The sequence below is a fragment of the Paenarthrobacter sp. 10N417 genome (assembly GCF_056394745.1).
The window spans coordinates 209,536-233,000 of record NZ_JBFTIL010000004.1 but is presented as its reverse complement, the minus strand read 5'-3'; the positions used below and the strand labels follow the sequence as shown (position 1 = coordinate 233,000).

Here is a 23,465-nt window from a genome sequence, read left to right as displayed (position 1 = left end):
ACTGGCAGCGGACGGGTCAAATGACCCCATCCGCTACCTGTATTGTTATCTGCATCACAGGAGGGTCATGAGTACCGAAGCAGTGACCATTGGCTCCTTGGGGGGCCATAACCTAACGAGCTTTATTGGACGACGCAATGAGCTCGGCGCAGCAAGGGAGCTGATGTCACGCTCCCGCCTCCTCACGCTCGCCGGACCCGGAGGCGTTGGTAAGACACGCCTCGCTGCGGAGCTTTCCACACGAACCCGGAAGGCGTTTCGCGATGGCGTTTGGATAGTTGAACTTGCAGCCTTGGAAGACGCCTCCTTGGTTGTTTCCCAGATTGCCGCTTCCCTCCGACTGCCCGACCAGTCGAACCGATCACCCGCAGAGAGGATTGCGGACTACGTCCAGGAACGGCAGCTGCTCCTGGTCCTGGACAACTGCGAACATCTTCTGGATGCAATACCGGCCTTGGTGGCAAGGCTCCTGGAAATTGCACCAGAGCTGCGTGTCATTGCGACCAGCAGGGAACCCCTGGGGATCTTCGGTGAGCAGGTCTACCAAGTTCCGCCGCTCAGTGCCCCTTCGTCGTCCGACATCGAAGCCGGAACGATTGAGGCTTTTGAGTCTGTTCGGTTGTTGGTTGATCGAGCGAAAAGCATAAACGCTGGATTTGAGATCACCGATGGCAACCGTCAGGCCGTTGCCCAACTGTGCCAGATGTTGGATGGCATACCTCTTGCCATTGAACTTGCAGCTGCCCGACTGCGCTCATTATCGGTTGTTCAACTCGTGGAACGGCTGGACCGGCGCTTTGACATCCTTAAGGGCGGAAACAGGGCAGCAATTCCCCGGCAGCAGACGCTGAGGGCGCTGGTGGACTGGAGCTATGAACTCTGTACCCGGGAGGAACAGATTTTGTGGGCCAGGCTTGCGGTCTTCCCGGCCGGCTTCGACGTCGAGGCCGCGGAGGAGGTCTGCGGATTCGGCGAGATCAACAAAGTGGATGTCCTGGACCTTCTGGATCACCTCGTTGCAAAGTCTCTGGTGGTCGCAGAAAACGTCATTGACGTCATGTCTGCGGGCGACCAGCCAAGGCGGTACTGGCAACTGATGACCTTCAGGGAATACGGTGCGGCGTTGCTTGACCGCAACGGCGAATCTTCCGAGCTCCGCCGTCGCCAACGCGACCACTATCTCGGAAAGGCGTCCGAAACTGTTGCGCTCTGGTGCGGTCCGGAACAATCAGCGCGCCTCGCTGCCGCGCGGCGGGATCATACGAATATTCTCTCGGCGTTGGAATGGTCGGCAACCACTCCGGGTGAGGAGCTGGCAGGGATGAATCTGGCGGCCCTTCTCAGGTACCACTGGATCGCTGGGGGCAACCTTTCAGATGGCCGTCGGTGGCTTGAGCGGATGCTTGGCCTGGCTACGGGCAGAACGCGAGAACGTGGAAATGTCCTCTGGGTAGCTGCTTGGGTAGCCCTGCTTCAGGGCGATCCGGAACCCGCACAGGGGTACTTGGCCGAATGCCGTGAAATCGCTCATGACCTGGATGATCCGGTGCTGGCAGCTCATGCCGACCATTGGCAGGCTTTAAGCGAAGTCCTCGGAGGTCGGCTCGAAGAGGCTATAGGGCTCTTTAACCGCGCAGCAGCCGTCCACCGGCTGCAGGAGGACTGCGCTTCAGAACTTACGGCGACTTTCCTTTTGGCCTGGGCACAGATGTATGCCGGGCGGATAGAGGAAGCCCTCGCGACCTGCCAGCGGGTACTGACTGAAAGCGGCAGGCACGGTGAGCGGTGGAGCCGTGCGTATGGGCACGCGGTCATGGGCCTTTGCCACTGGCACCTTGGTCAGCTCGAGGATGCCCGCCGATGCCAGATCTCGGCGCTGGAAATTCAACGCGATTTTCACGATGGGCTTTGCATTGCCCTGACCATCGAGCAAATGTCGTGGACAGCCGCTTCGAACAGGCAGTTTGAATCGGCAGCAGCACTTCTTCACGCAGCTCAATCGGTTTGGAAAGGGATCGGCACCACCGTTTCTGCCTTCGGTCCGCTGGAAACAGATTTCAAGCAGACTGTGGGCCAGATTCGACGGGAGCTCGGGGAGGCGCGGTTCCGGTCAATACTCGACGGCGGGCCGGCTCTGTCCAAGGACCAGGCTGTTGAGATCGCATTGAACCTGGCCAAAAGCTCCTATGTTTCGCCCCGGGCGGACTCCGTTGACAGCGGGCACAGTGCTGCAGTGCGTCGTACCAACAAGGCGGAGTTTGTTGGTCTATACAGCCCCGGCGGGCCACAGCTGACCGAGCGGGAAACGCAAGTGGCGGCCCTTGTTGCCCAAGGGCGCAGCAACAAGGAAATCGCTGCCGAACTGGTTCTGTCCCCCAGGACGGTCAGTGGCCACATCGAGCGAATATTGTCCAAGCTTGGTTTCACTTCACGAACCCAAGTCGCATCCTGGCTGGCAGGTCGCACCACGGCGCAATAGCGGACCGGATCCTTCCGCGTTACGCGACGATGTCGGTTTCTGGTTCTGCGTCGGCACTGTCCTCGATGAACCAGCCTGCCCATGGATGGGCCACTATGCGCCCCGAGGGCCCGTGGTGGCCCACGTTCCAGGACGAGGGGCCCGGGTTGGAGGGTGACACGGAATGCAAGCTCAGTATTGTTCCAAGATAAATGCCGATGGTACCCATTTGTACTCCTCATTGAGTGTGGTGATTGCCTCGCAACAATGCGGGACTAAGTCCAGCCTGTGCTTCATCCGCCTTGAGCACAAATACAATATTCATTGATGGGCCATACGTTGAGAATATGCCAGAAAAGAGCTGCAAAACGATGCATACACGCTTGGATTTGAGCTGAAGACACCTGCCTCACAGTGAGATCAAAACGTCCTGTCCACTGAAATGGAGAACCTGTGGCGGAGTGACGCAGTGTTCCATCAGGACCCGGCGTAGCTCGTTTGCTTCCGAGGTGCCTGGAAATCTTACGGTGTGGTCTTCAATATTCTCCCAACCTACCCGCAAAAGATATGTATTGGGGCTGTCCACGCTGACCAGCAACTCAACTGAATGACACCCTTCCGCCTCGACCAGTAATTTCCTGACGGCACTGAAGTCCCTGACAAATTTCTCCTCGGTGTCAGGATTGATCCGGAGATCGGCATGTTCGTAGATCATTTTGATCCTCTCGTTTGTCCCGATTACTGCACGGAAATCGACGCCTCGGTGGCCGCCTGAGCATGATCATTGTTCTGACGGCGGCCGGGTAGCAACAAGGCCAACAGGCTGAAAATGCCGATGGCAATGACCAGGCCCGACACGTAGACGGGGTCGTTTCCACCACGGGCTGCCAACAACGCGGTTGCCGCAAGGGGAACGAGTCCGCCACCCAATGTCGCGGACACCTGATACGCCAAGGATGCACCTGTATAGCGGGATTCGGCGCCGAACATCTCGGAGATGTAGGCCGCTGTGGGTCCGTACACCATGGCCTGGAGCAGTGGATTTCCAATCAGGAAAGCCACGAACATCAGCACAACGTTGTCTGCAGCGATCATCAACCAGATGGGATGGATGAGCAAAATCATGCCGATTACGCCGGTCATCATCACTTTGCGTCGCCCTACCCTGTCTGACAAGGCTGCGAACATAGGGATCGTGAACACATGGATTAGCTGCGTTGCGAGGCTGATCCAGAGGACTTCCGAGCGGTTGTGCCCGGCGGCAACGGCATACGGCATGGCAAAGGTGGCGAGAAGTGACTGCATGGCAAAGGCCATGATCGTACCCAGGCAAGCGATCACGACGGCGCCCGGATACTTCCGGACTACCTCCAGGAGCGGATGCACCCGGCGGTGTTGCGACGCAGCTTCCTTGCGCTGCGCTGCCAGGAAGACTGGCGATTCAGCGACCTTGAGGCGCACGAAGAGTCCGACGCCAACGAGGACTGCACTGAACAGGAACGGCAACCGCCATCCCCAGGTCATGAACAGTTCCTCAGGCATCATGCTGCAGAGGCTGAAGACCACCGTTGCCAAGGCTGCGCCGGCAGGGCCACCCATGTTGGCGAAGCTGGCGGAGAAGCCCCGCCGCTCCGGCGTCGAGTGTTCCATGGCCATAAGGGCAGCCCCACCCCATTCGCCTCCGACAGCGATGCCCTGAATCACGCGGAGCACAATCAACAGCAGGGGCGCCAGCTGGCCGATTGCTGCCTGGGTTGGGAGGAGACCGATGCAGAAGCTTGCACCGCCCATCAGGAGCATGGTCAGGACGAGCATCTGTTTTCGTCCGATCCGATCACCGAAGTGGCCGAAGATCAGACCACCCAGTGGTCTCGCCAGGTACCCCACTGCCAGGGTCGCGAATGATGCCACGATGCCCAAAGCGGGTGAGAGATTGGCGAAGTAGAGCGGAGCGAAAACCAGGCTGGCAGCCAGTCCATAGAGCAGAAAGTCGTAAAATTCGATGGCTGTTCCCATGAAACTTGAAAAGAGTACCGATTTCATTCGGCCAGGTGTTTTAACAGACATTGAAACTCCTTTGTTTGATGTCAATAAGCCATGAGAAGGATCTGGTCCCGTGTGTAGTCCAGTCCTGGATGAGATTCGTTCAAGTGGGCACGCACCGCGATGACCAGCTCCTCATCGTCCACCCCATCCAGGAGGATGCCGCACGGGCATGAGACATAGCGGCGCCGATTAACAGTCATGGCACCAGGACCGCGCTGCTCATGGGCTCGAGCCCCGGGACCATGCCCATGGCTACTTCCCAGGCGAGAGGCTGGCGTAGTTTTGCGCGCAATTGCACGAACTCCTGGCGCCGTTCGAAGGCCAAGGCCCCGGCGAGGAAACCTCCCTGACGGAAGAGGAAAAGTGATCCGTTGTCATTCTGGCTGGAATACACTTGTTCCCCTCCGGACTGATGTCCGGCCCACTGCACCCTTTGACCATGTTGGTCGGACCAGAAGAAGGGAACAGTAGCGCAGGGCACCAGTGGTGATCCCTCAAGATAGTTCACCGCGTTCAGTCCGGCTGCTCGCCCTTGTTCGGCTGCGGTGGTCCAGTGCTCAATGCGCATGGCTGCATCGAATCGTTTATTGGGCCACCGGACGGCGTCACCTGCGGCGAAGACGCCCCGGGTACTCTGCAGATATTCGTCTGCAAGAATGCCGTTTTCCAGTTCGATACCCGAATAAGCCAACCAGGAAACGGCGGGCCGCACCCCGACTCCCACCACAATCACATCAGCGGCAACTTCACGGCCATCACTAAGCTTCAGGAATCGACGGCCGTTCCGTTCGATGGTGCCCGTTGCGCCCAATCCAAAGAATGTTTCCACTCCCTTGCCTCGATGCAGGTCCTCGTAAACCCTGGAAACTTCTTCACCGAAGCGGATAAGCGGGTGTTCGGAGAGATCGATCAGGGATACCTTGCGGCCGTCCCCGATCAAGGTCGAGGCGAATTCTCCACCAATGAATCCTGCACCCACGATGGCCACGGAGCGACGGCGATCGTTGAGGGCTTCGCGGAGTCCTACGGAGTCTTCAAAGCGCCGCAAGACGAACACGTCCCGTTCCCCATCGAATATTGGAGGCATGATCGGTTGACATCCTGTGGTGATGATTGCTGCCCGGTATTTGATGTCGCCACTGCCTGTGGTCACCACCTGACGTTGCGGGTCAAGGGCCGTGGCCGTGTCTCCGAGTCGGAACTCCACGCCGCTCTCCTGCAGAGCGCGCGCAGAGGGGTAGATCAACGCTTCAATGTCAACGGATTCCTTCAAGGGGATCTTCGACAAGGGGGGCAATTCATAGGGCAGATGCTGCTCGGCACTGACCACCGTGACCTTCAAGCCCGGTGCCCGGCGGCTGACGGTCTCAGCCGCCCTAAGTGCCGCCGTCGATCCCCCAACAATCACAATGTCGGTAGTGGTTTGGACCATGGCCTGTCTTTCTGTTGTGAGTTTGCGTGAGGTGAATCACTGCTTTCCTCTACTCTGTGACCGCAGTTGGTATTGCACAAATACCAATTAATTCCGCTAGGCATCTAATTGATGTATGCCTAGGGAGATGTCAGGGCGTCACCGTTAAGCGCGGCGGTGAGGAGGCCCCGGAGGCCTGTTGCTGTCAATGGACGCGGGTTGGCATATTGATTGTGGGTTGCCAGTTCGACGGCCGTGTCGATGTCTTCGTCGGTGAAGCCGAGTTCACGCAGAGAACGCGGACCGCCCAGGTTCACAGCGAGTTCACGTATGTGGCGGGCAGGATTCTGTGCCCCAGTGGCCCGCTGCAAAGCAGCGATGGCATCGGGAGCATGCCCGGCATTGAAGTTCAGCGCATAGGGCAGCACTACCGTATGGGTTTCAGCGTGGGGCAAGTTGAAGGTCCCGCCGAGGATGTGGCAGAGCTTGTGGTGCAGCGACATCGTGGTCGCTCCCAGAGTGGCACCACAAAGCCATGCCCCGTACAGCGCATCTGACCTGGCCTGCGCATGGGCTGGATCCTTGACGATTTTCGGCAAGGCGTTGAGCATTGCACGGGCTCCTTCCTCTGCCATGAGCGAGATGACAGGAGATCCGTCAGGGGCATAGAGCGCTTCCACCGCATGGGCTATCGCATTGAAACCGCTGGTGACGGACATGCCCACCGGAAGGGTCAGCGTAAGTTCCGGGTCATAAATGACGCTTGTAGGCAACACCCGCGGGTCACGGCCGGTCTTCTTTTCGCCGTCGGCTGTCAGCCCCCAGATCGGCGTCATTTCCGATCCGGCGTAGGTGGTGGGCACGGCGATGATGGGGGCGCCAAACTCCAAAGCTATTGCCTTCCCAAGTCCCGTGGTGGATCCACCCCCTACTGCTACATAACCATCGGCATCCGCTGCCCTTGCTGCATCACGTGCCCTGTGGGCTGATTCAATCGGGACGTGCATCTCGGCTTCGGCGTGCACCCCGGCGCTCAACTCACCCAATTGCCTGGATACGTTCCTGGCCAGATCTTCCTGAAACGGAGTGGACAGGACCAGTACACGCCGCAGGCCCAACGCACGGACCTCCTCGGGGAGAGTCTTGAGCGACCCCGCGCCGAAAGTTACCCGCATCGGCAGGGCTTCATAACGGAATTCCTTCACCGGACTACCTCCTCGGATACTTGGAAACGTGAGCTGGGAGATTGGCTCTCCGGGTGCAGCAGAATGTCGATGACTCCCTCGATGAACGGAGAATCCACCCCAAACTCCGCGGCCGCCGCAGGGTCCTCGTTGGGGGTGAAGGATTTGATGAGGCTTTCCTTGACAGCGAAGACCGCATCCGAGTCGATGTATTCGCTTCCCCCAATGAAGATGTGGGTCGTCAGCTCCTTGAAACCCGCCGCGGTGACAATGAAGTGGATATGGGCTGGACGGTAGGGGTGTCTTCCACTGGCCTTCAACAGACCTCCAACCGGACCATCGGTTGGAATCGGATAGAAGCTCGGTACAACGCTGCGGAAATGGAACGCACCGTTTTCGTCGGTACGGAAGAGTCCCCTGCCGTTGCCGACGCTTTGAATGCCCGGCTGCTGGACGTCATAGAAGCCGGTGGTGTTGGCCTGCCACACGTCGATCCGGGCATTGGGGATAGGCAGTCCGGTGACCGAGAGGACCCTCCCCCTGACAACGCACACGTCACCATCGCTTTCGGAAGAAATGTTGTCGCCCAGATGCCGTTCGGGTGATTCGACCATATGGAAAGGCCCGAGGACGGTCGAATCCGTAGCATCCGGGGTTTCCTGATCGTTGATCGTCTCCACCAGCATGGAAACTCCCAGTACGTCCGAAAGCAGGATGAACTCCTGGCGCACGTCATCGCACTTCCGGCCTGTAGCGGTAAGGAAGTTGATTGCCGCTTCCCATTCGGAAATGCTGGGACTCACCTGACGAACGAAGTTGTGAAGGTTGCGGGTCAGGCTTTCCAGAATGGCCTTAAGGCGCGGGTCAGCAGTGTCTTTGAAACTGTCGATGACAGCCTCAGTGAGCGATTCCGGACCTAGGTCTTTGCTCATGGAGGACTTCCTTTCAATGGTGTGGTGCTCCAGTTCAGGATGGAAGGAGGGAAGTGATGCTCACCTGCCGACCACCTGCGGCGAACCTTCCGCGTGGTTCCGAAGAAAAGCCTGCAGCGCGGTTGCGGCCGCCTGTGGTTGCTCCAGTGGAACGAAATGCCCGCTCTCGTGGATAAGGACAAAGCGCGCATCAGGGAGTCGTCCAGCGAGATCCTCGCTCAAAGCCGGCGGCGTAATGATGTCTTCGGCAGCGCCCACCACCAGGGTGGGACAGTCCATGGCGGCCAGTTCCGCGCGTCGGTCGGACCGATGCATCACGGCGAGCTGCTGATCGACGAAAACCTGCTCGCCCAGTTCTTCGGTCATCGCCTCCACAACCCGCTGAACCTCGGGGATCCCCCGCGATACGGCCGGGGCCGTGCGCGTGATCGCTTCCAGAAATCCTCCGGAATTCACGAGCGAGATAAGGCCTTGGGAGTTCTTCCTACGATCCTCCGGCGCGGCGATGGCCGAGGTGTTGAACAACGCCAAAGCCTTGACTCTTCCGGTCTTCCTTAGCGCTATCTCAAGGGCGACATACCCTCCCATCGAAATTCCAACCAGGACAAATTCGTTGGGGGCTGCTGAGAGCACATGGTCCGCCATGGCCTGGATCGTCTGCCCCTCACCACGAACCACCGAGCATTCGAACTCTGCCCCGAGTTCGTCAATCACCGGCTGCCATAGCCGGGAGTCGGCACCCAGGGCCGGAAGCATGATCAGCGGGGGGTGTTTCATCTGAAGTCTCCGTTGCAAGTGGGGTTGGTGGTCAAGATGCTGCTCCGTCGACGTGGAGGACGGTGCCTGAGGTGAATGCAGCTGCCGCTGAGGCGAGGTATGCCACGGCCGCGGCAATCTCGCGGCCGGTTCCTGGTCTGCCAACGGGGATGGCGGCAGAGGTGGCGGCCTTCTCTTCCGCCCCCATCACCTCGAAGGTGTCCCGGACCCGCCCAGTGGTGGGGAGGATGAGTCCAGGAGCCACAGCGTTCACGGTAATCCCGGTGCCACCGAGGTCTTTGCCGAGCTGCTTGGTGAGACTTACGATGCCTCCCTTGGACGCAGCATAGGCCAGCCGGGCGCCTACAGTTCCTGACGGCCCATCGAGGCCATCGGCAACCAGCGACGAGAAATTTACGATCCGTCCGTAGCCGCGCTTCAGCATGACCGGGACAGCCTGCTGCGCGCACAGGAAAGTGCTGGTGAGGTTGCTTTCGATCACTGCACGCCACACCTCGGCGCTCAGTTCCGAGAGTTCACGGACCTTGGCAGTGCCACTGCCTCCAGCCGCGCTGACGAGGACATCGATGCGTCCAAACTCCTCCTCGATACGGGTGAAGGTCTCGGCGACCACTGATTCCTCGGCCAGGTTCCCCGCGTATGTCAGCACTTTGAGCTTCGACGATCTCTCCGAGAGTCGGGCTGCTGCGCTCTGTAGTGCCGACGACGAGACGTCAAGGAGCGCGAGGTCGAACCCGTCGTCCGCCAGGCGATCGGCGATGTCATTTCCGAGGCCACCGCCGCCGCCGGTGATGACGGCAACAGGGCGATGATTCATAGGGTGAGTCATTTGTCCTCCTCCGCCAGGCTGCCGCCGGCGTTTGCTTCCCGGTGATTGACCAGCGCGCGTGCATCGGACGCCAGGCGCGCGAGAATAGCTTGCGCGCGCCGCAGCACCGGGGCGTCCACCATGGCATTGTCAACCTTGACCACGGCTCCCCCGTCGCTGATGGATTTCACAATCCGCTCCGCCCACGCGACCTCGTGGTCGCTGGGACGGAAGACGTGGTGCGTTACGGCGACCTGACGGGGATGAATAAGGAGTTTTCCCGACATTCCCAACTCGAGGGCGGCGTGCAGGTCCTGCGTCAGCGCGGAGTCGTCGTCGAACTTTGGCGTTACGCCGTCCAGGGGACCTGGAAGGCCTTGCGCACGGGAGGCAAGGACCAGTGATGAACGCGCCAGCAACATTGCGCGCTGGTTCGGCTGCGCAGCAATATCCGCCGCGAAATCGAGCTCTCCAAAAGCCAGTCGGGCCACGCCCGGAACACTCGCCAGTGAGTGGGCGGCCACAACGCCGGAGGCTGACTCAATGAGCGCTATGACAGGGCATCCCAGCGTTTGATGGACTCTGGACACGTGGTCCGGGTTTTCGGACTTGGGCACCATGACCCCAATAAGTCCAGGGATGCCCCTCAAAGAAGCAAGCTCCTGGTCCCGCTCGATCCGAACCACGGCTTGACCTGTTCCTGACAACCAGGAGGTGACGGCCAGCAAGGCCGAATCCTTATTGCGAGCGCTGACGGCGTCTTCCAAATCGAGGATGACCACATCAGCCCCGGAAGTTTGAGCTTTTGAGAACCGCTCAGGCCGGTCCCCCGGAACGAACAGGAACGAGCGGGCGCTCTGAAGCAACGCCAAAGAGTCCTTGCTCATGTTGTTTCCAGCACTTTGAACTCTGCCAGAACGCGTTCGGTGTCTTCTCCCACGTTGGGAACCCGACCCATCACAGGCTCCTGCCCGACGAACGTGGCTGGAGGAATCAGGGCACGTAAGGGCCCGACCGGCGAGTCATATTCCCGCCATCTGTTGCGTGCCGTCAGTTGGGGGTGGTCAGCGAAGCCCTGCATATCACGCAGCAGCGCGTTCGCTATCCCGGCCTTCTCAAGCAAGTCCACAACCTCGTCCGCCGTGTACCGGGACAGCCCCTCCTGTATCACCAACGTGAGGTCCGCTCGGTGCTTTACACGCAGGGAATTTCGCGCGAAGCGTTCATCCAATGCGACCATCGGACGGCCAAGGACCCGCTCACAAAAGGTTGCCCACTCACGTTCGTTCTGGATTCCCAGGAACACCTGCTGCGAGTCACCACACGTGAAAGGACCGTACGGGGCGATGGCAGCATGTGATGAACCTGTCCGCTGTGGTGCGGTTCCGCCGTACACCGCATAGTTCATGGCGTATCCCATCCATTCACCGAGCGCCTCGAGCATCGATAATTCGATGGTTGCCCCCTCCCCGGTCTGCCCGCGCTGAAGCAGCGCAGTCAGGATGCCTGAGTACGCGTACATACCGGAGGCGATATCCGCAATCGAAATCCCCACTTTGGATGGGGTCTCTTCAGAGCCGGTAATAGACACCAGACCGGCTTCACACTGCACCAGGAGGTCATAAGCCTTCTTTGACGAATACGGGCCGTCGGCACCATAGCCGGAAATTGAGACGTGGATCAGCTCCGGACGCTCAGCACGCAGGGCATCGGCGCCGAGCCCGAGACGTTCTGCCGCACCCGGGGCCAGGTTCTGCACGAAGATGTCAGCATTGCGAACCAACTCGTGCACGGCATGGTGACCCTCCGGGCTCTTCAGGTCCAAGGCGACTGACTCCTTGGACCGGTTCAGCCAAACAAAGTGGCTCGCCATGCCTTTGACGGTTTCGTCGTACCCGCGGGCGAAGTCTCCCACGTCTGGACGCTCGATCTTGATGATCCTGGCCCCCAAATCGGCGAGTTGGCGTGTAGCAAACGGTGCTGCGACCGCCTGCTCAAGCGAGACGACTGTGATGCCGCTCAGAGGAAGCATGAGGTTAACTCCTGAAGTAGATAATGCCGGCTTGCTGACGAACGCGAAGGCGCCCTATGCGGCAACAAGCGAGGGCGTCTCGAGTGTCTTGGTGAAGTAGAGGACTTCTGCGGCCAGTTCTGGATCGTTGCCCATCCTCCGGAACAGCTCCAGGTCTTTATCCCTCTGAACAGGGTCCGACGAGTGAAAGATCAACCGCTTATTTGCGGTGGCGCGGGGACTGGCCTTGTCAATGAAAGCGGCGCGTCGTAGTTCGGAGTAGGCATCAAGAACCGACTCATCGGCATTTCCCGCAATCACGGCGCCCAATGCCTCGTTCAGCAGGTAGGAGTCGAACAGCCCCATGGTCAGCCCGAAGCCGCCTGTCGGGTTTGTTGCATGGGCCGCGTCCCCGGCAAGCAGAACGCGGCCAAGCCGGTAGGTTGGAGCACTTCGCTGGTGCATACGATAAGGCGCAATGGCATCCAGGGTGGTGCCGGCAGCCACCTCAGGGCCGAATATCTGTTCCAGGAACCGAGGCAGACGGTCCACCACGCCTGCTTCGGGTAGAACGGCATCCTCCATGTAGGTGTAGCGCCACAGCCCGTGGGGCCCGGAATTATCGATCTTCACGATGATTGCTCCGAGAACATCGTCGACGTAGAACGTCGTTTGAGCCCAGCCCTTGCGGTCGTCGGGGAAACGGATGTTGGCGGCAACAAAGCGCTCGGGCCATGTAAAACCTTCAAAAGGCAGGTTCAAGGCATTCCTGACGGCAGAGCCCGCACCGTCCGCACCTATGAGCCAAGGAGCCCGCAATTGGACCGAATTCCCTTCGTGCTCCGCCGTGATTGTCACTGCTGCCTCATCCTGGGTCAGCCCCCTGATCTGGTGGCCCCAGAGGATGCGGACGTTGGGAAATTGCTCAAGGTGGCGAAGAATGATCGTGGCCAGCGCACCCTGGCCGAGGTGCAGGTTGTAGGGGTGGGTTACGCGACCCTCCAACGCCTTCAAACCGTAATTAATGGTTTCACCGGTGTCCCGGACGTGATGGGCGTAATCCTGTTTCAGGAACCCGGCCCGTGAAGCGTCGTCGAAAAGACCGAGACGTTCGAGCCCATCGAGTGTGGACCAGTGGTAGAGAATCGCCCGCGGGGCGTCACTTGGCTCCTTTGAGCGTTCGACGACGGTAACGTCCAGTCCCTGCTGTGCCAGGCCCAGCGCATTGAGCAGACCAGTAGGACCGGCTCCGGCCACAATTACCTGCTGCTGGTATTCCATGATGCCTCCGTTGTAAACCTGCGAAATGACGTGAGCGTCGCTGCCCTCAACCAACGGTCGTCCACATCCGGCCATACATCAAATACCAATTAGTAGAGGTTTCCATATACTGAATGCATGGATCTCAGGAATGTTCGATATTTCATCGCGGTGGCGGAGAACGGTTCCATCACCGAGGCTTCCCAAGCCTTGCGGATATCCCAGCCACCCTTGAGCATGGCTATGGCGAAGCTCGAAAAAGAGCTCGGAGTGACCCTGTTCGACAGGAAGCCCAGGGGCATCGAACTGACCGCCGCGGGCGAGTATCTGCACCATGCCGGACGCCGGCTTCTGGCTGAAGAGCGAAGAATCTCAGACACGCTCAAAGCCATGGGGCAGGGGCTTGCGGGCGAACTCCACCTCGGGTGCGAACCGATGTGCCTATGGCGGATCGGCAGTACCAAAATCTCGGAGTTCCTCTCGATCTACCGAAACGTGACCCTGGACCTGACAGACGCCAATCCCAAAGTGCAGCTGGACCGGCTGGCCGATGGCACCCTTGACCTGGCAATCATGCCCATAGTGGCCGAGGAGCCGCTGCAACCCATCAACGGAGTGCATTTCGACATCAGGGTTGTGGATGAACTGCCGTTGACGCTCATCGCACCCAGATCCTGGGGCCTTTCGGAAACCGCGCCAGTGGACGTTGCGACGCTGACGGATGCCACCTGGATCCTGCCCGCCCGAATTCCGGGAGTGCGCATCCTCTGGCGAATCTGGGCCGACAAGTTCTCATCTTCGGGGGCAAACCCGACAGAGGTGATCCAAGTACCGACCGTCATGACTGCCGCACAGTTGGTGGGTGCCGGAGTCGGAGTATCCCTCTCCAGCTTGGAGATGGCCCGCCTCCACCCGGATGTCGCACAAATTCCTGTGGTTGGGGGCTGGCCCAACGTGCCAATTGCCATCGTCACGCGACGGGAAGGCGTAGTAACTCCGGTAGCTGAGAGGTTTGCAGCCCTGTTTTCCGGCGATCAAACCCCCGTATAAGCGAATAGCCTTTCGCTCTCGAGCCGATGCGGTTCCGATCTCAGGTATATGCGGAATAGATGGGTATCCCCGAATTTAGGTATTTGTGAAATGTCGCGGCCGGCAGCAAGGTAGACCTTGAAACACCGAGATGGTCGCCGCACCCCTTGCCCGGAAACCCGGGCTGCTCCGGCCCGATAATTCCGAGGAAGGGCAACCCCATGATTAAAGTCAACGTGGACCTGCAGCGCTGCGATGCCAACGGCACCTGCGCAGCCTTAATGCCGGACGTGTTCCAAATAGAGAAGGATGGCACGCTGGTACAGCTGGCTTCCGACGTCGAAGACGATCGCGAAAGGGAGCTTGAAGAAGTCATCCTTTGCTGCCCGATGGGAGCGATCTCGCGGTCATGACAACCACAGTGCCAGCATTCGACCTCTTCTCTCCACAGGCAACCGACCACCCGGGCGGCGCACTTCCCGATGGAGGAATCGCGGTCGGATCCGATGGTTACGCCGTTCTGTCCTACCAACTCTCTACCGAGGTGCTGCGCAATCCRCGGTTTGCCAACTCAGCATTGCGGCTGATGGAAGAGTTCGGCATCAACGACGGCTCCGTCCACGGATTTCGAGCCCGCAGCATCATCATGCAAGACGGAGCCCAGCAACTGCGGTTGCGCACTCCGCTTGCCCGTTTCATGGGCCCGGCAACCGTGCAGAACACCCGCGACGTCCTCACGGACATCGTGACAGGCATCTTCAACGACCTCGAGGAAACGAAGCCGGTGGATTTCCATGCCGGGGTTGATCGCAGAATCCCCTCCTTGGTCTACTGCCATTTAGCGGGAGCTCCGCAATCCGACGCACCCAAGGTACAGGAATTGTCAGAACGGACATTGGCGCTTCTGGCCAGGGATCCCAGTCTGAAACCCGACATCCTCGCGGCCTACGACGAACTGTTCCTGTACCTCAACGATCTGATGGAGCGCAAGCGTGGTCTGGGCCTTGGCGACGACATGCTCTCCCACCTGATGACACTCGCAGACGAGGGAAAGCTCACCGCACAGGAACTGTTCGACGAGGCAACCTCGATGCTTGAAGCAAGTTCCGTGAACACGGGCCACCAGATCGGCCTCGTCGTCTGGAATTTGCTGCTCAACCGGGAAGTCTGGGATCAAATTGTTGCCGACCCTACGTGGATACCTAGCGCAGTGGTGGAAGCGCTCCGCCTGTATCCCCGGACCGGCGTTATCAGCAAGATTGCGACTGAGGACATGGAGGTTGGCGGGGTCACCATCCCGGCCGGCGCCGATGTGCACGTGGCCGTCTGGTCAGCCAACCGAGACCCTGAACGGTTCGAAAACCCCAGCGAATTCGTCCTGGGCCGCGAGCGAAACCAGCCACTCACATTCAGCACGGGCCCGCACAACTGCCTGGGTCAAGGACTGGCCAAGGTGGAAATCGAAGAGGTCGTCTCACACCTCGCGCGCCATTACCCCCAGGCCAGCGTCGTCGAATCCGAATCAGCCATAGGCCAGACCGCCGGGCGGTGGACGATTAAGAAACTAACCGTCGATCTTGGCCCCAGAAGCTGAGGTCATTCATGTCAACTGAATCCCCCTCCGAACCATCCATCACAGAAGTTCTCTCCGAATACTGGGCCGGAACCACCTACGACGACCTCCCACGGGATGTGGTTTCCGCTATGAAAGACCACATCCTCGACACACTGGCCGTGGCTATGGCCGGTATCCCCTCGGAGGAATCCCGCCGTGTCCGCAATGCCCTCTCCGGCATGTCAAACGGTGGTCCATGCCTCGTCTGGGGCACCCGGGAACGGCTGAACCCGGCCCACGCGGCTCTTGCCAATGGAACCTCGGCCCACGCACGGGACTTCGACGACGGCGGCGGACCAGGACACGCCGGCTCGGCAACTTTGCCAGCCGCGATCGCTGCCGCAGAACTGGTCGGCGCAAGCGGCCAGGACTTGATTGTCGCCGCCTGTGCGGGCTATGACGTCAGTTATCGGCTCTTGCAGGGCATCGGCGGATTTGCCGCGCATACCGACCGGGGCTGGCACTCTACGGGCACATTTGGCACCTTTGCTGCGGCTGCGGCGTCCGCAAAAATCCTGCATCTTGACGCGGCCACCTTCGCGAATGCACTCGGCGTTGCAGGCTCATTCACTGGAGGGGTCTGGGCCTTCATAGAAGATGGCGCCTGGACCAAGCGGGTGCACCCAGGCAAAGCCGGCGAGTCAGGAATCGACGCAGCGTTTTTGGCCCGAGCTGGCATTACCGGCCCTCATCGGCTCTTCGAGGCTCCATGGGGTGGGATTTTTGCCACCTATGGGGACGGCCGGGGCTTCCCGGAACGGGTCACCGCAGGTCTTGGTGAGATCTTCAACGTCTCCACGTCCTATCTCAAGCCCTATGCCTGTTGCCGAGGCAGCCACTCAGCGGTTGACGCGGTGCTGAAGCTGATCGCCGAACGCGATCTCCAACCCTCCGATGTACTCTCCATCACCGTGACCGCGGGCGAAACTGCGATCAACATGCTCAATGTTGACCCCATTGAGACCGTGTTTGATGCCCAATTCAGCTTGCCCTACGCCATCAGCGTGGCGCTGGAGAACCGCTCAGTAGGGTTGGAGCAATTTGACCCACCGCGCATTTCGGAACCCCGGATCCAAGAGACCTTCGCCAAGATCTCGATGGTGTTGGACTCCTCGATCCAACTGGAAGACGGGCCCCGCCTCGATTTTGACCAGAAGTCCGGCGAAAAAATCACGCTCCTCGCCGGAAACCCCACCGATGCCAAAGGCTCCGAAAAGAACCCCATGACCCACGCTGAGGTCGTCGCCAAAGCACAGGCCCTTCTGCGCCCCTATGGCAACGAGGCCGCAGCGCAGCTAATCGAGGCGGTGGAGAACCTGGATTCAGCATCCACCCTCGACAAACTGATCAACGCCCTCAGCGCAACCCCTCTACCCATCTGGAGTGAGACTCACTATGACAACAACTACCTTGACCGAGCGGGTCGAACGCACTGAACTCATCGCCGCGGAACCCGTTGAATCCCTTGCGGCCGCACTGGACATAGACGTCCCCTTCGACGAGGGCACAACAGTCCCCCCGCTCTGGCACTGGCTCTACCTTCTGGAGCGCAACCGGCAGAGCGAACTGGGGCCGGATGGTCATCCCACTGTGGGTATTCCCGCCCCACCTGGGCCCGGGCGGCGCAGGATGTTTGCCGGGGGTCGCGTCTCCACCTTCGGCCAACTCAAGATCGGAACCCCGGCCACAAAAGTCATTGCCGTGGCCGGATCAGTCGAGAAGGCGGGCCGCACCGGGCCACTGACATTCACCACCGTGCGCCACGAGATCTTCCAAGCCGACGAGCTGGTGATCCGCGAAGAACAGGACATTGTTTACCGGGCCCCTGGTAGCGGCTCACTGCCCAACCCGCAAACACCGCCGCCCCCACCCGGGGGCGCTGTGCTGGAGCAAGCCGCCGATGAACGCCTGCTGTTCCGATTCTCCGCACTGACGTATAACGCGCACAGGATTCACTACGACCTCGACTGGTGCCTGAATGAGGGCTACGACGGACTGGTGATCCACGGGCCTCTTCTGGCTCTGATGATGGGCGAGCACATGCGTCGTGAAGGAATCGACCTGATGGGTAAAACCTTCAGCTACCGGCTGGCCTCCCCGATGACCAAGCCCCAGACATTCTCGATCGTCCCGGGGCCGGATGGCCTGGCCAACGGCGCCGAGGCGCGCAGCGCTGGAGGAGCAATCTGCGCAGTCAGCAGTTTGTCAGGGATCTAGCAGGCCGGAAGAACAAGATGGCGTTGCTACAACGCTACGCCCTGACCCTCCCCTATGACTTGCCCCTTTTTCCTGTCCATAAACTTTGCCGAAGCTGCGCAAAACCAGGGGAACTCTTGATCCAGCTGCAGCATGGTTGAACCAGCAGGATGCAGGAGGAGCCATGAAGCGCATAACAGCCACCCCTAACTTTGGCGGAGCCCCCAAGGGAAGCTCACCGGTCAAAGTGTCGAGCGGAGCCGCACATCCGACGACGGGGTGCAGGACTCCCTCCGAGACGGACCCTCGACCCAAATCTTGTGGCTCTGGCATTCAGGAAACGTGCCGCCAACTCTGGCCCGACTGCCGTGACTGAAGGCTTTCCGGAAGCGTGCCACAGACTCGAGCCCGAGTCCCCCCGGATCCGATCAGACGAGCCAGCGCCACCAGCGTGACTGTTCCCGTTCCGGCGCCGGTTCCGGCTCTGGCTCTGGCTCCTCACCCAAGGCCAGCGCGGCCTCGGCGATGTCCTCCGCAGTGAGCGTCATGACGGCCTCACGATCAAGCGCGTCGAGGCTTTGTTCCTCGTCGAGCGACAGCCGCAGCGCCTGGCGATTGAGCGCCTGCTCGAACAGCGTCCGGGCGAACCGTGCGTTGCCGGAGTCCTCGCCCGCGTGGAGGCCCGTAAGGATGCGTCGCAGCATCTGGTCCGCGCCCGGCTCCAGCGTGTACTCGTGTTGGGCCAGCATCTGGTGGAAGATCGTCTGGAGTTCGTCGACGGAGTAGTCGGGGAACGTGATCTCGCGAGCGAACCGGGAGCGCAGTCCAGGGTTGGAGAGCAAGAAGGATTCCATCAGCCGCGGGTACCCGGCCACGATCACCACGAGGCGGTGGCGGTGGTCCTCCATCCGCTTGAGCAGGACCTCGATCGCCTCTGGACCGAAGTCAGTCCGGCCGTCCTCCGGTGCCAGCGCGTAGGCCTCGTCGATGAACAGGACGCCGTCCAGCGCACGCCGGATCACCCTGTCCGTCTTGATAGCGGTCGCACCCACGTACTGCCCCACCAGACCCGAACGGTCGACCTCCACCAGGTGCCCTTTCTGCAGCAGACCGACTGCGCGATACATCTCCGCCAGGAGCCGCGCCACGGTCGTCTTGCCTGTGCCCGGGTTTCCGAGGAAAACCAGATGCTGGGATGTTGCCACCTCTGGAAGGCCATGCGCCTTACGACGGGCCTGGACCTGGAGCAATGCGACCAGGCCCCGCACCTGTTCCTTCACGGTCTCCAGCCCAACGAGCGCGTCGAGTTCGGCCTGCACCTCTGACAGCGGCCGGGCCGGCCCGGGCCTTGCCCCGATGAGATCGCCCACCAGGTCGTCGACTCGCTCCGAACCGGGCAGCTTGAGCTGATTGGCCAGATGACCGATGGTTTCACGCAGGTCATCAAGCGGACTGCGGCTGGCAGCCATACATCAACTGTAGTACTCGATTTCCACGGGGGTGAGGTTGGCCCGAGCGGTGCCAACTAAGTCATCCCTCTCGGACCGCCACCAACCGCGCAGATGGCAGTGCTCTCCCGTCCTTAGTCTTACTGGCGACTTCGGCTTGTGTTTCTTCATCACTCTCGCCACTCTCTCCTCGTGAAGCGAACTTTTAGGGAACGTTCCCAAGATTCATTGAGATTAGGCGCCCTGCACCGTCGAGGTCAAGGGATTCCGGATGAGTTCCCAGGTTCCGGGCAGTCTCCCCTCGCGGACCTCAGGAGACGGGGCTGCTTCTCACCGGCACGGAATCGCTCAAAAGTGACATCAAAAAAGGGTATTGACGTGGCCTGCATCACGTCCCTAGAATTTTGTTCAGCAGATTTGGGAACGTTCCCCAAAGTCGCAACTACCGCATCCGTCCCCACTAGTGGATCTTGGCCGACGTTGCCGCCAGACCTCTTCGGGCAAAAGCGAAATCAGATGACAGGAAGATCATGACTCTCAGAATCGGCGTAGACACCGGTGGTACCTTCACCGACCTTTGTGCGTTCGATGAGGCGAACGGACAAGTACACGTCCGTAAGGTCTCATCGACACCCGACGATCCCGGACGCGCAATTGTGCTCGGCATCCAGGAACTGCTCGAACAAATGGGCGGGCGCTCAATCGAGGAGGTTACCTACCTCGCGCACGGCACCACAGTGGGCACGAACGCACTCCTGACTGGGCGCGGCGTGCGCACAGGGCTTATCACGACCAAGGGCTTCCGGGACCTGCTGGAACTCGGACGCGGTCGGCGCCCGCACCTCTACGATCTGCAGGCCGACAAGCCGGAGCCTTTCGTTCCACGTGACCTTCGTCTGGAAGTGACCGAGCGCGTACGCCACGACGGACGCATCGAAACGCCTCTGGACCTCGATGAAGTCCGGGCTGCCGTGCGGGAACTGAAGGAACAGCAGGTTGAATCCATTGCGGTCTGCCTCCTCTACAGCTACCTACGGCCAGAGCACGAGCAGCAGATAGCTGCTGTCATCGCTGAGGAATTCCCTGAGGCGTATGTGTCCCTGTCCAGTGACGTTCTCCCCGAGTTCCGTGAATACGAACGCCTTTCCACCGTCGTCACGAACGCCTATATCGGCCCTGTGGTGGCAAACTATCTCGGTCGCCTGCGTCAGCGCCTTGCCGAGAACGGACTGAAGTGCATCCCGCACGTGACCCAGTCCAACGGTGGAATTATCCCCTTCGCAACGGCCGAGAAGATGCCGGTCCGTCTGGTTCTCTCCGGACCGAGCACCGGTGTTGTGGGCGCCGCTGCAATTACCAGCGCGGCAGGTAGCCCGGACATCATCACGTTCGATATGGGTGGCACGTCCTCTGACGTCTCCCTTGTGCAGAATGGCGAACCCAAGGTCACTTCCGGCATGGAGCTGGACGGCCGTCCGATCCGGTCCCCCATGCTGGACATCCACACTGTTGGTGCTGGCGGCGGTTCAATTGCCTGGATCGATAGTGGTAACCACCTCAAGGTCGGCCCGGCGAGCGCCGGTGCCTTCCCCGGCCCGGCCTGTTACGGAAACGGACAGGATGCCACCGTGACGGACGCCAACGTGGTTCTCCAAGTCCTCAATCCGGAGTATCTCCTGGACGGCCAGCTGAAGATCGACGCACAGGCCTCCCACAGGGCGGTCAAGGCTATTGCAGATCCCCTTGGCATGAGCGTTCCGGAGGCGGCGCAGGGCATTATCCGGGTAGTCACGGCGAACATGGCACGGGCCATACGTGTCATCTCGGTGCAGCGAGGTTACGATCCCCGTGATTACGCCCTTGTGCCGTTCGGTGGCGCCGGCCCGCTGCATGCTTCCCGGCTGGCCATTGAGCTGGGTGTGGACCGCGTCGTGGTGCCGGAAACGCCGGGCGCCCAGTCCGCGCTCGGGCTGCTCATGACGGATATTCGCAGCGATTTCATGCGCACCCAGATCACGCATGTATCCCCTGAAAATGCGGAAGACATCGCTAAGATCTTCGCTGAACTCTCCGACCATGCCTCGGACTGGTTTGATGAGGAAGGGATTGAAACAGAACGCCGGAGCGTCGTCCGTCGGCTGGAAATGCGGTACGCGGGGCAGAACTATGAACTTCCTGTCGAGCTCCCCGAAGGCGACATCGATGCCGCAGCGATCGCCGGCATTACCGAAGGCTTCCAGCGCGCGCACGACCGCATGTACGGCTACAGTGCCCACGACGAGTCCGTGCAGGCAGTGACCTTCCGGCTTCAGGCCATCGCAGACGTCCCCCGTGCCGAGATCGTACGCGCTGCCGCCACCGGACGGAAGGCGCAGGACGCCGTCGTCGCCCATCGTGACGTCTACCTTGCCGAAGAAGGCGATTACGTCTCATGCCCGGTCTACGACCGGCGCTTGCTCGACGTCGGCCACCGCATCGTGGGACCTGCCGTCATCGAACAGATGGACACCACAACCCTCTTGCTTCCCTCCGATGTCTGCGTCGTCGACGACGTGCGCAACCTCGTCATTGAAATCCGAAGGAGCCCCAATGAATAACAAAACCACGCAACAGCTCGACAGCGTTCTTGCAGAAGTCATCGGCTCCGCGCTTGCGACCGTCGTCGAGGAAATGGGCGAAACGCTTGTCCGCGCCGCCTACTCCACCAACATTAAGGAACGCCGGGATTGCACGGCTTCCCTCTTCGACGCCAAAGGGCAGGGCATTGCCCAGGACGAAGGCGGATCGCCCCTGCACCTCGGTTCACTGATGGGCATCGTGGACGGCATCCTGAGCCGCTATCCGTTGGACGAGATCAAAGACGGTGACACCTTCATCGGCAATGATCCATTCAGCGGCGGCGGATCGCACCTGCCTGACATCGTTCTGGCCACGCCGGTTTTCGTCGATGGTATCTTGACCGCCTGGGCGGCAAACCTCGCCCACCACGCCGACTTCGGCGACCGCGGTCATGCGCACATTTTCCAGGAAGGCCTGCGCATCCCGCCGGTCCGTCTTATCCGTCAAGGCGTGCTGCAGGAGGAGATGCTCAACCTGATTCTCCTGAATTGCCAGGTCCCGCACGAGCGGCAGGCAGACCTGCGGGCACAACAGGCCGCAAATCGCCTTGCATGCCAGCGCTACAAGGACCTCTGCGATCGCTACGGCCGGGAAGTCATGGTTCAGGCAGGCGAAGATCTGCTCGACTACACCGAACGCCGCACCCGGGCAGCGATTTCGGCCATGCCGGACGGCGAGTACTCCTTCCGGGACAAGTTCGACTGCCCGGAACTGGATGACGAGCTGGAACTCCAAGTGCGTATCGTGATCGACGGCGAGAACATCTCGTTCGACTTCGACGGAAATCCCCCGCAGGTCCGAGCAAGCGTCAACGTCGTCTGGACTGCGCTGTACGCCTCGGTCTACTACTCGCTCAAGAGTCTGATCGACGCCGACATCGTCCCCAACGCGGGCCTGTACCGGCCCGTGAAAATCGAGGCGCCGCTCGGATCCATCATCAACTGCCAGGAACCAGCAGCGGTCAACGGCCGCAGCGAAACATGCCAGAGGATCGTTGACCTCATCCACGGCGCGTTGGCCACGGCCGTCCCCAAGCGGGTCACCGCAGCAAGCAATGGCGCCAACACCGGTGTTCACTTCTCCGGACGGAACTCCCGCACTGGGCGAGAGTTCGTCTATCTGGAGACCATCGGCGGCGGATGCGGGGCCCGCGCTACCAAGGACGGCATGGACGGTGTCCAAGTCCACATGACCAACACCTCCAACCTGCCGGTCGAAAGCCTCGAGGCCGAGTACCCACTTGTCATTGATGCCTACGAACTGATTCAAGACTCCGGCGGCGGCGGGGAACACCGCGGCGGCCTCGGCATCCGCCGTGCAGTTCGTGTTGAAGACCCCGACATTCATTTCTGGCTCGATACAAGCCGTCAAAAATCCCGTCCGTGGGGACTCGACGGCGGACTGGCCGGTGAGGGCGCGCGGGCGGTCCTCAGCGAGGGGGCACAGCCCATCAACCACGGATACACGGTCCTGCAGACCGGCGATCGCGTAGCGATCGAAACAGCCGGAGCCGGAGGCTACGGCCCACCGGAACTCAGGAATGTGGATGAGGTCGCCCGAGACCTCGCAGAGGGAAAGATTTCAGAGGCATTTGCCCGGGAGGTCTACCCAGAGCAGTTCAGTCAAATCACCAGCGGACATTCGGAGTCCGCCCTCACCTCTAGGAAATAA

Annotated in this window: 21 protein-coding genes; 8 read left to right on the top strand and 13 right to left on the bottom strand. The window is 60.4% G+C overall.

Features of this window, described 5'->3' with window-relative positions; genetic code table 11:
- Positions 1 to 67 precede the first annotated feature (67 nt).
- Positions 68 to 2,479, top strand: coding sequence for a LuxR C-terminal-related transcriptional regulator (locus tag AC1DCM_RS07040; protein WP_442015773.1), 2,412 nt, complete (start codon positions 68 to 70; stop codon positions 2,477 to 2,479).
- Between the two features lie 19 nt (positions 2,480 to 2,498).
- On the opposite strand, the gene AC1DCM_RS07035 is transcribed toward AC1DCM_RS07040, so the two are convergent.
- From AC1DCM_RS07035 to AC1DCM_RS06980, 12 genes are all read right to left on the bottom strand, one after another.
- Positions 2,499 to 2,687, bottom strand: coding sequence for a hypothetical protein (locus AC1DCM_RS07035; RefSeq protein ID WP_442015774.1), 189 nt, complete (start codon positions 2,685 to 2,687; stop codon positions 2,499 to 2,501).
- 180 nt (positions 2,688 to 2,867) lie between these two features.
- Positions 2,868 to 3,173 (bottom strand): antibiotic biosynthesis monooxygenase family protein, encoded by a 306-nt coding sequence (locus AC1DCM_RS07030; RefSeq protein ID WP_442015775.1) that lies wholly within the window; start codon positions 3,171 to 3,173, stop codon positions 2,868 to 2,870.
- A gap of 23 nt (positions 3,174 to 3,196) precedes the next feature.
- Positions 3,197 to 4,525: an MFS transporter gene (locus tag AC1DCM_RS07025; protein ID WP_442015776.1), complete on the bottom strand. Its 1,329-nt coding sequence runs from the start codon at positions 4,523 to 4,525 to the stop codon at positions 3,197 to 3,199.
- A gap of 20 nt (positions 4,526 to 4,545) precedes the next feature.
- Entirely contained in the window at positions 4,546 to 4,704 is a 159-nt protein-coding gene (locus AC1DCM_RS07020; protein WP_431114909.1) for a hypothetical protein, read from the bottom strand.
- Complete coding sequence (locus AC1DCM_RS07015) at positions 4,701 to 5,936, bottom strand: NAD(P)/FAD-dependent oxidoreductase (protein ID WP_442015777.1); 1,236 nt, start codon at positions 5,934 to 5,936, stop codon at positions 4,701 to 4,703. Before AC1DCM_RS07015 ends, AC1DCM_RS07020 begins: the two co-directional genes overlap by 4 nt.
- 119 nt (positions 5,937 to 6,055) lie before the next feature.
- The gene (locus AC1DCM_RS07010) at positions 6,056 to 7,120 is read right to left on the bottom strand and encodes a maleylacetate reductase (RefSeq protein ID WP_442015778.1); all 1,065 of its coding nucleotides are present in this window, start codon (positions 7,118 to 7,120) and stop codon (positions 6,056 to 6,058) included.
- Positions 7,117 to 8,031, bottom strand: a complete 915-nt coding sequence (locus AC1DCM_RS07005; protein ID WP_442015779.1) for a dioxygenase family protein — start codon at positions 8,029 to 8,031, stop codon at positions 7,117 to 7,119. Before AC1DCM_RS07005 ends, AC1DCM_RS07010 begins: the two co-directional genes overlap by 4 nt.
- Before the next feature lie 60 nt (positions 8,032 to 8,091).
- Complete coding sequence (locus AC1DCM_RS07000; protein ID WP_442015780.1) at positions 8,092 to 8,808, bottom strand: alpha/beta fold hydrolase; 717 nt, start codon at positions 8,806 to 8,808, stop codon at positions 8,092 to 8,094.
- A gap of 31 nt (positions 8,809 to 8,839) precedes the next feature.
- Positions 8,840 to 9,637, bottom strand: a complete 798-nt coding sequence (locus AC1DCM_RS06995) for an SDR family oxidoreductase (protein WP_442015781.1) — start codon at positions 9,635 to 9,637, stop codon at positions 8,840 to 8,842.
- Positions 9,634 to 10,503 (bottom strand): HpcH/HpaI aldolase/citrate lyase family protein, encoded by an 870-nt coding sequence (locus AC1DCM_RS06990; RefSeq protein WP_442015782.1) that lies wholly within the window; start codon positions 10,501 to 10,503, stop codon positions 9,634 to 9,636. Before AC1DCM_RS06990 ends, AC1DCM_RS06995 begins: the two co-directional genes overlap by 4 nt.
- Positions 10,500 to 11,648, bottom strand: coding sequence for a CaiB/BaiF CoA transferase family protein (locus tag AC1DCM_RS06985; protein ID WP_442015783.1), 1,149 nt, complete (start codon positions 11,646 to 11,648; stop codon positions 10,500 to 10,502). The genes AC1DCM_RS06990 and AC1DCM_RS06985 overlap by 4 nt, the downstream gene beginning before the upstream one ends.
- A 54-nt stretch (positions 11,649 to 11,702) precedes the next feature.
- Positions 11,703 to 12,908: an FAD-dependent oxidoreductase gene (locus AC1DCM_RS06980; RefSeq protein ID WP_442015784.1), complete on the bottom strand. Its 1,206-nt coding sequence runs from the start codon at positions 12,906 to 12,908 to the stop codon at positions 11,703 to 11,705.
- A gap of 117 nt (positions 12,909 to 13,025) precedes the next feature.
- Here AC1DCM_RS06980 and AC1DCM_RS06975 point away from each other — a divergent pair, with 117 nt between their 5' ends.
- The 5 genes from AC1DCM_RS06975 to AC1DCM_RS06955 all read left to right on the top strand — a co-directional run bounded on the left by AC1DCM_RS06975 (position 13,026) and on the right by AC1DCM_RS06955 (position 17,748).
- Positions 13,026 to 13,937, top strand: a complete 912-nt coding sequence (locus AC1DCM_RS06975) for a LysR family transcriptional regulator (RefSeq protein WP_442015785.1) — start codon at positions 13,026 to 13,028, stop codon at positions 13,935 to 13,937.
- 200 nt (positions 13,938 to 14,137) lie between these two features.
- Complete coding sequence (locus tag AC1DCM_RS06970) at positions 14,138 to 14,329, top strand: ferredoxin (protein ID WP_442015786.1); 192 nt, start codon at positions 14,138 to 14,140, stop codon at positions 14,327 to 14,329.
- On the top strand, positions 14,326 to 15,510 hold the full coding sequence (locus AC1DCM_RS06965) for a cytochrome P450 (protein ID WP_442015787.1): 1,185 nt from the start codon (positions 14,326 to 14,328) through the stop codon (positions 15,508 to 15,510). The genes AC1DCM_RS06970 and AC1DCM_RS06965 overlap by 4 nt, the downstream gene beginning before the upstream one ends.
- An 8-nt stretch (positions 15,511 to 15,518) precedes the next feature.
- On the top strand, positions 15,519 to 16,967 hold the full coding sequence (locus tag AC1DCM_RS06960) for an MmgE/PrpD family protein (RefSeq protein ID WP_442015788.1): 1,449 nt from the start codon (positions 15,519 to 15,521) through the stop codon (positions 16,965 to 16,967).
- Positions 16,927 to 17,748: an HTD2 family dehydratase gene (locus tag AC1DCM_RS06955; RefSeq protein WP_442015789.1), complete on the top strand. Its 822-nt coding sequence runs from the start codon at positions 16,927 to 16,929 to the stop codon at positions 17,746 to 17,748. The genes AC1DCM_RS06960 and AC1DCM_RS06955 overlap by 41 nt, the downstream gene beginning before the upstream one ends.
- Before the next feature lie 407 nt (positions 17,749 to 18,155).
- Here AC1DCM_RS06955 and AC1DCM_RS06950 read toward each other — a convergent pair whose 3' ends face one another.
- Complete coding sequence (locus AC1DCM_RS06950) at positions 18,156 to 19,196, bottom strand: AAA family ATPase (protein ID WP_442015790.1); 1,041 nt, start codon at positions 19,194 to 19,196, stop codon at positions 18,156 to 18,158.
- Between the two features lie 509 nt (positions 19,197 to 19,705).
- Between AC1DCM_RS06950 and AC1DCM_RS06945 the strand changes: the two genes are divergently transcribed.
- Both AC1DCM_RS06945 and AC1DCM_RS06940 read left to right on the top strand, forming a co-directional pair.
- On the top strand, positions 19,706 to 21,772 hold the full coding sequence (locus AC1DCM_RS06945; protein ID WP_442015791.1) for a hydantoinase/oxoprolinase family protein: 2,067 nt from the start codon (positions 19,706 to 19,708) through the stop codon (positions 21,770 to 21,772).
- The gene (locus tag AC1DCM_RS06940; protein ID WP_442015792.1) at positions 21,765 to 23,465 is read left to right on the top strand and encodes a hydantoinase B/oxoprolinase family protein; all 1,701 of its coding nucleotides are present in this window, start codon (positions 21,765 to 21,767) and stop codon (positions 23,463 to 23,465) included. Before AC1DCM_RS06945 ends, AC1DCM_RS06940 begins: the two co-directional genes overlap by 8 nt.

What these genes read in the sequence shown, in the direction of transcription:
- AC1DCM_RS07030 (WP_442015775.1), bottom strand. Translation starts at nt 3,173, where the DNA reads ATGATCTACGAACATGCCGATCTCCGGATCAATCCTGACACCGAGGAG.
- AC1DCM_RS06980 (WP_442015784.1), bottom strand. Translation starts at nt 12,908, where the DNA reads ATGGAATACCAGCAGCAGGTAATTGTGGCCGGAGCCGGTCCTACTGGT.
- AC1DCM_RS06960 (WP_442015788.1), top strand. Translation starts at nt 15,519, where the DNA reads ATGTCAACTGAATCCCCCTCCGAACCATCCATCACAGAAGTTCTCTCC.
- AC1DCM_RS06970 (WP_442015786.1), top strand. Translation starts at nt 14,138, where the DNA reads ATGATTAAAGTCAACGTGGACCTGCAGCGCTGCGATGCCAACGGCACC.
- AC1DCM_RS06945 (WP_442015791.1), top strand. Translation starts at nt 19,706, where the DNA reads ATGACTCTCAGAATCGGCGTAGACACCGGTGGTACCTTCACCGACCTT.
- AC1DCM_RS07040 (WP_442015773.1), top strand. Translation starts at nt 68, where the DNA reads ATGAGTACCGAAGCAGTGACCATTGGCTCCTTGGGGGGCCATAACCTA.
- AC1DCM_RS06975 (WP_442015785.1), top strand. Translation starts at nt 13,026, where the DNA reads ATGGATCTCAGGAATGTTCGATATTTCATCGCGGTGGCGGAGAACGGT.
- AC1DCM_RS06990 (WP_442015782.1), bottom strand. Translation starts at nt 10,503, where the DNA reads ATGAGCAAGGACTCTTTGGCGTTGCTTCAGAGCGCCCGCTCGTTCCTG.
- AC1DCM_RS07000 (WP_442015780.1), bottom strand. Translation starts at nt 8,808, where the DNA reads ATGAAACACCCCCCGCTGATCATGCTTCCGGCCCTGGGTGCCGACTCC.
- AC1DCM_RS07025 (WP_442015776.1), bottom strand. Translation starts at nt 4,525, where the DNA reads ATGTCTGTTAAAACACCTGGCCGAATGAAATCGGTACTCTTTTCAAGT.
- AC1DCM_RS06950 (WP_442015790.1), bottom strand. Translation starts at nt 19,196, where the DNA reads ATGGCTGCCAGCCGCAGTCCGCTTGATGACCTGCGTGAAACCATCGGT.
- AC1DCM_RS07035 (WP_442015774.1), bottom strand. Translation starts at nt 2,687, where the DNA reads ATGGGTACCATCGGCATTTATCTTGGAACAATACTGAGCTTGCATTCC.
- AC1DCM_RS07005 (WP_442015779.1), bottom strand. Translation starts at nt 8,031, where the DNA reads ATGAGCAAAGACCTAGGTCCGGAATCGCTCACTGAGGCTGTCATCGAC.
- AC1DCM_RS07015 (WP_442015777.1), bottom strand. Translation starts at nt 5,936, where the DNA reads ATGGTCCAAACCACTACCGACATTGTGATTGTTGGGGGATCGACGGCG.
- AC1DCM_RS06955 (WP_442015789.1), top strand. Translation starts at nt 16,927, where the DNA reads ATGACAACAACTACCTTGACCGAGCGGGTCGAACGCACTGAACTCATC.
- AC1DCM_RS06995 (WP_442015781.1), bottom strand. Translation starts at nt 9,637, where the DNA reads ATGACTCACCCTATGAATCATCGCCCTGTTGCCGTCATCACCGGCGGC.
- AC1DCM_RS06940 (WP_442015792.1), top strand. Translation starts at nt 21,765, where the DNA reads ATGAATAACAAAACCACGCAACAGCTCGACAGCGTTCTTGCAGAAGTC.
- AC1DCM_RS06985 (WP_442015783.1), bottom strand. Translation starts at nt 11,648, where the DNA reads ATGCTTCCTCTGAGCGGCATCACAGTCGTCTCGCTTGAGCAGGCGGTC.
- AC1DCM_RS07020 (WP_431114909.1), bottom strand. Translation starts at nt 4,704, where the DNA reads ATGACTGTTAATCGGCGCCGCTATGTCTCATGCCCGTGCGGCATCCTC.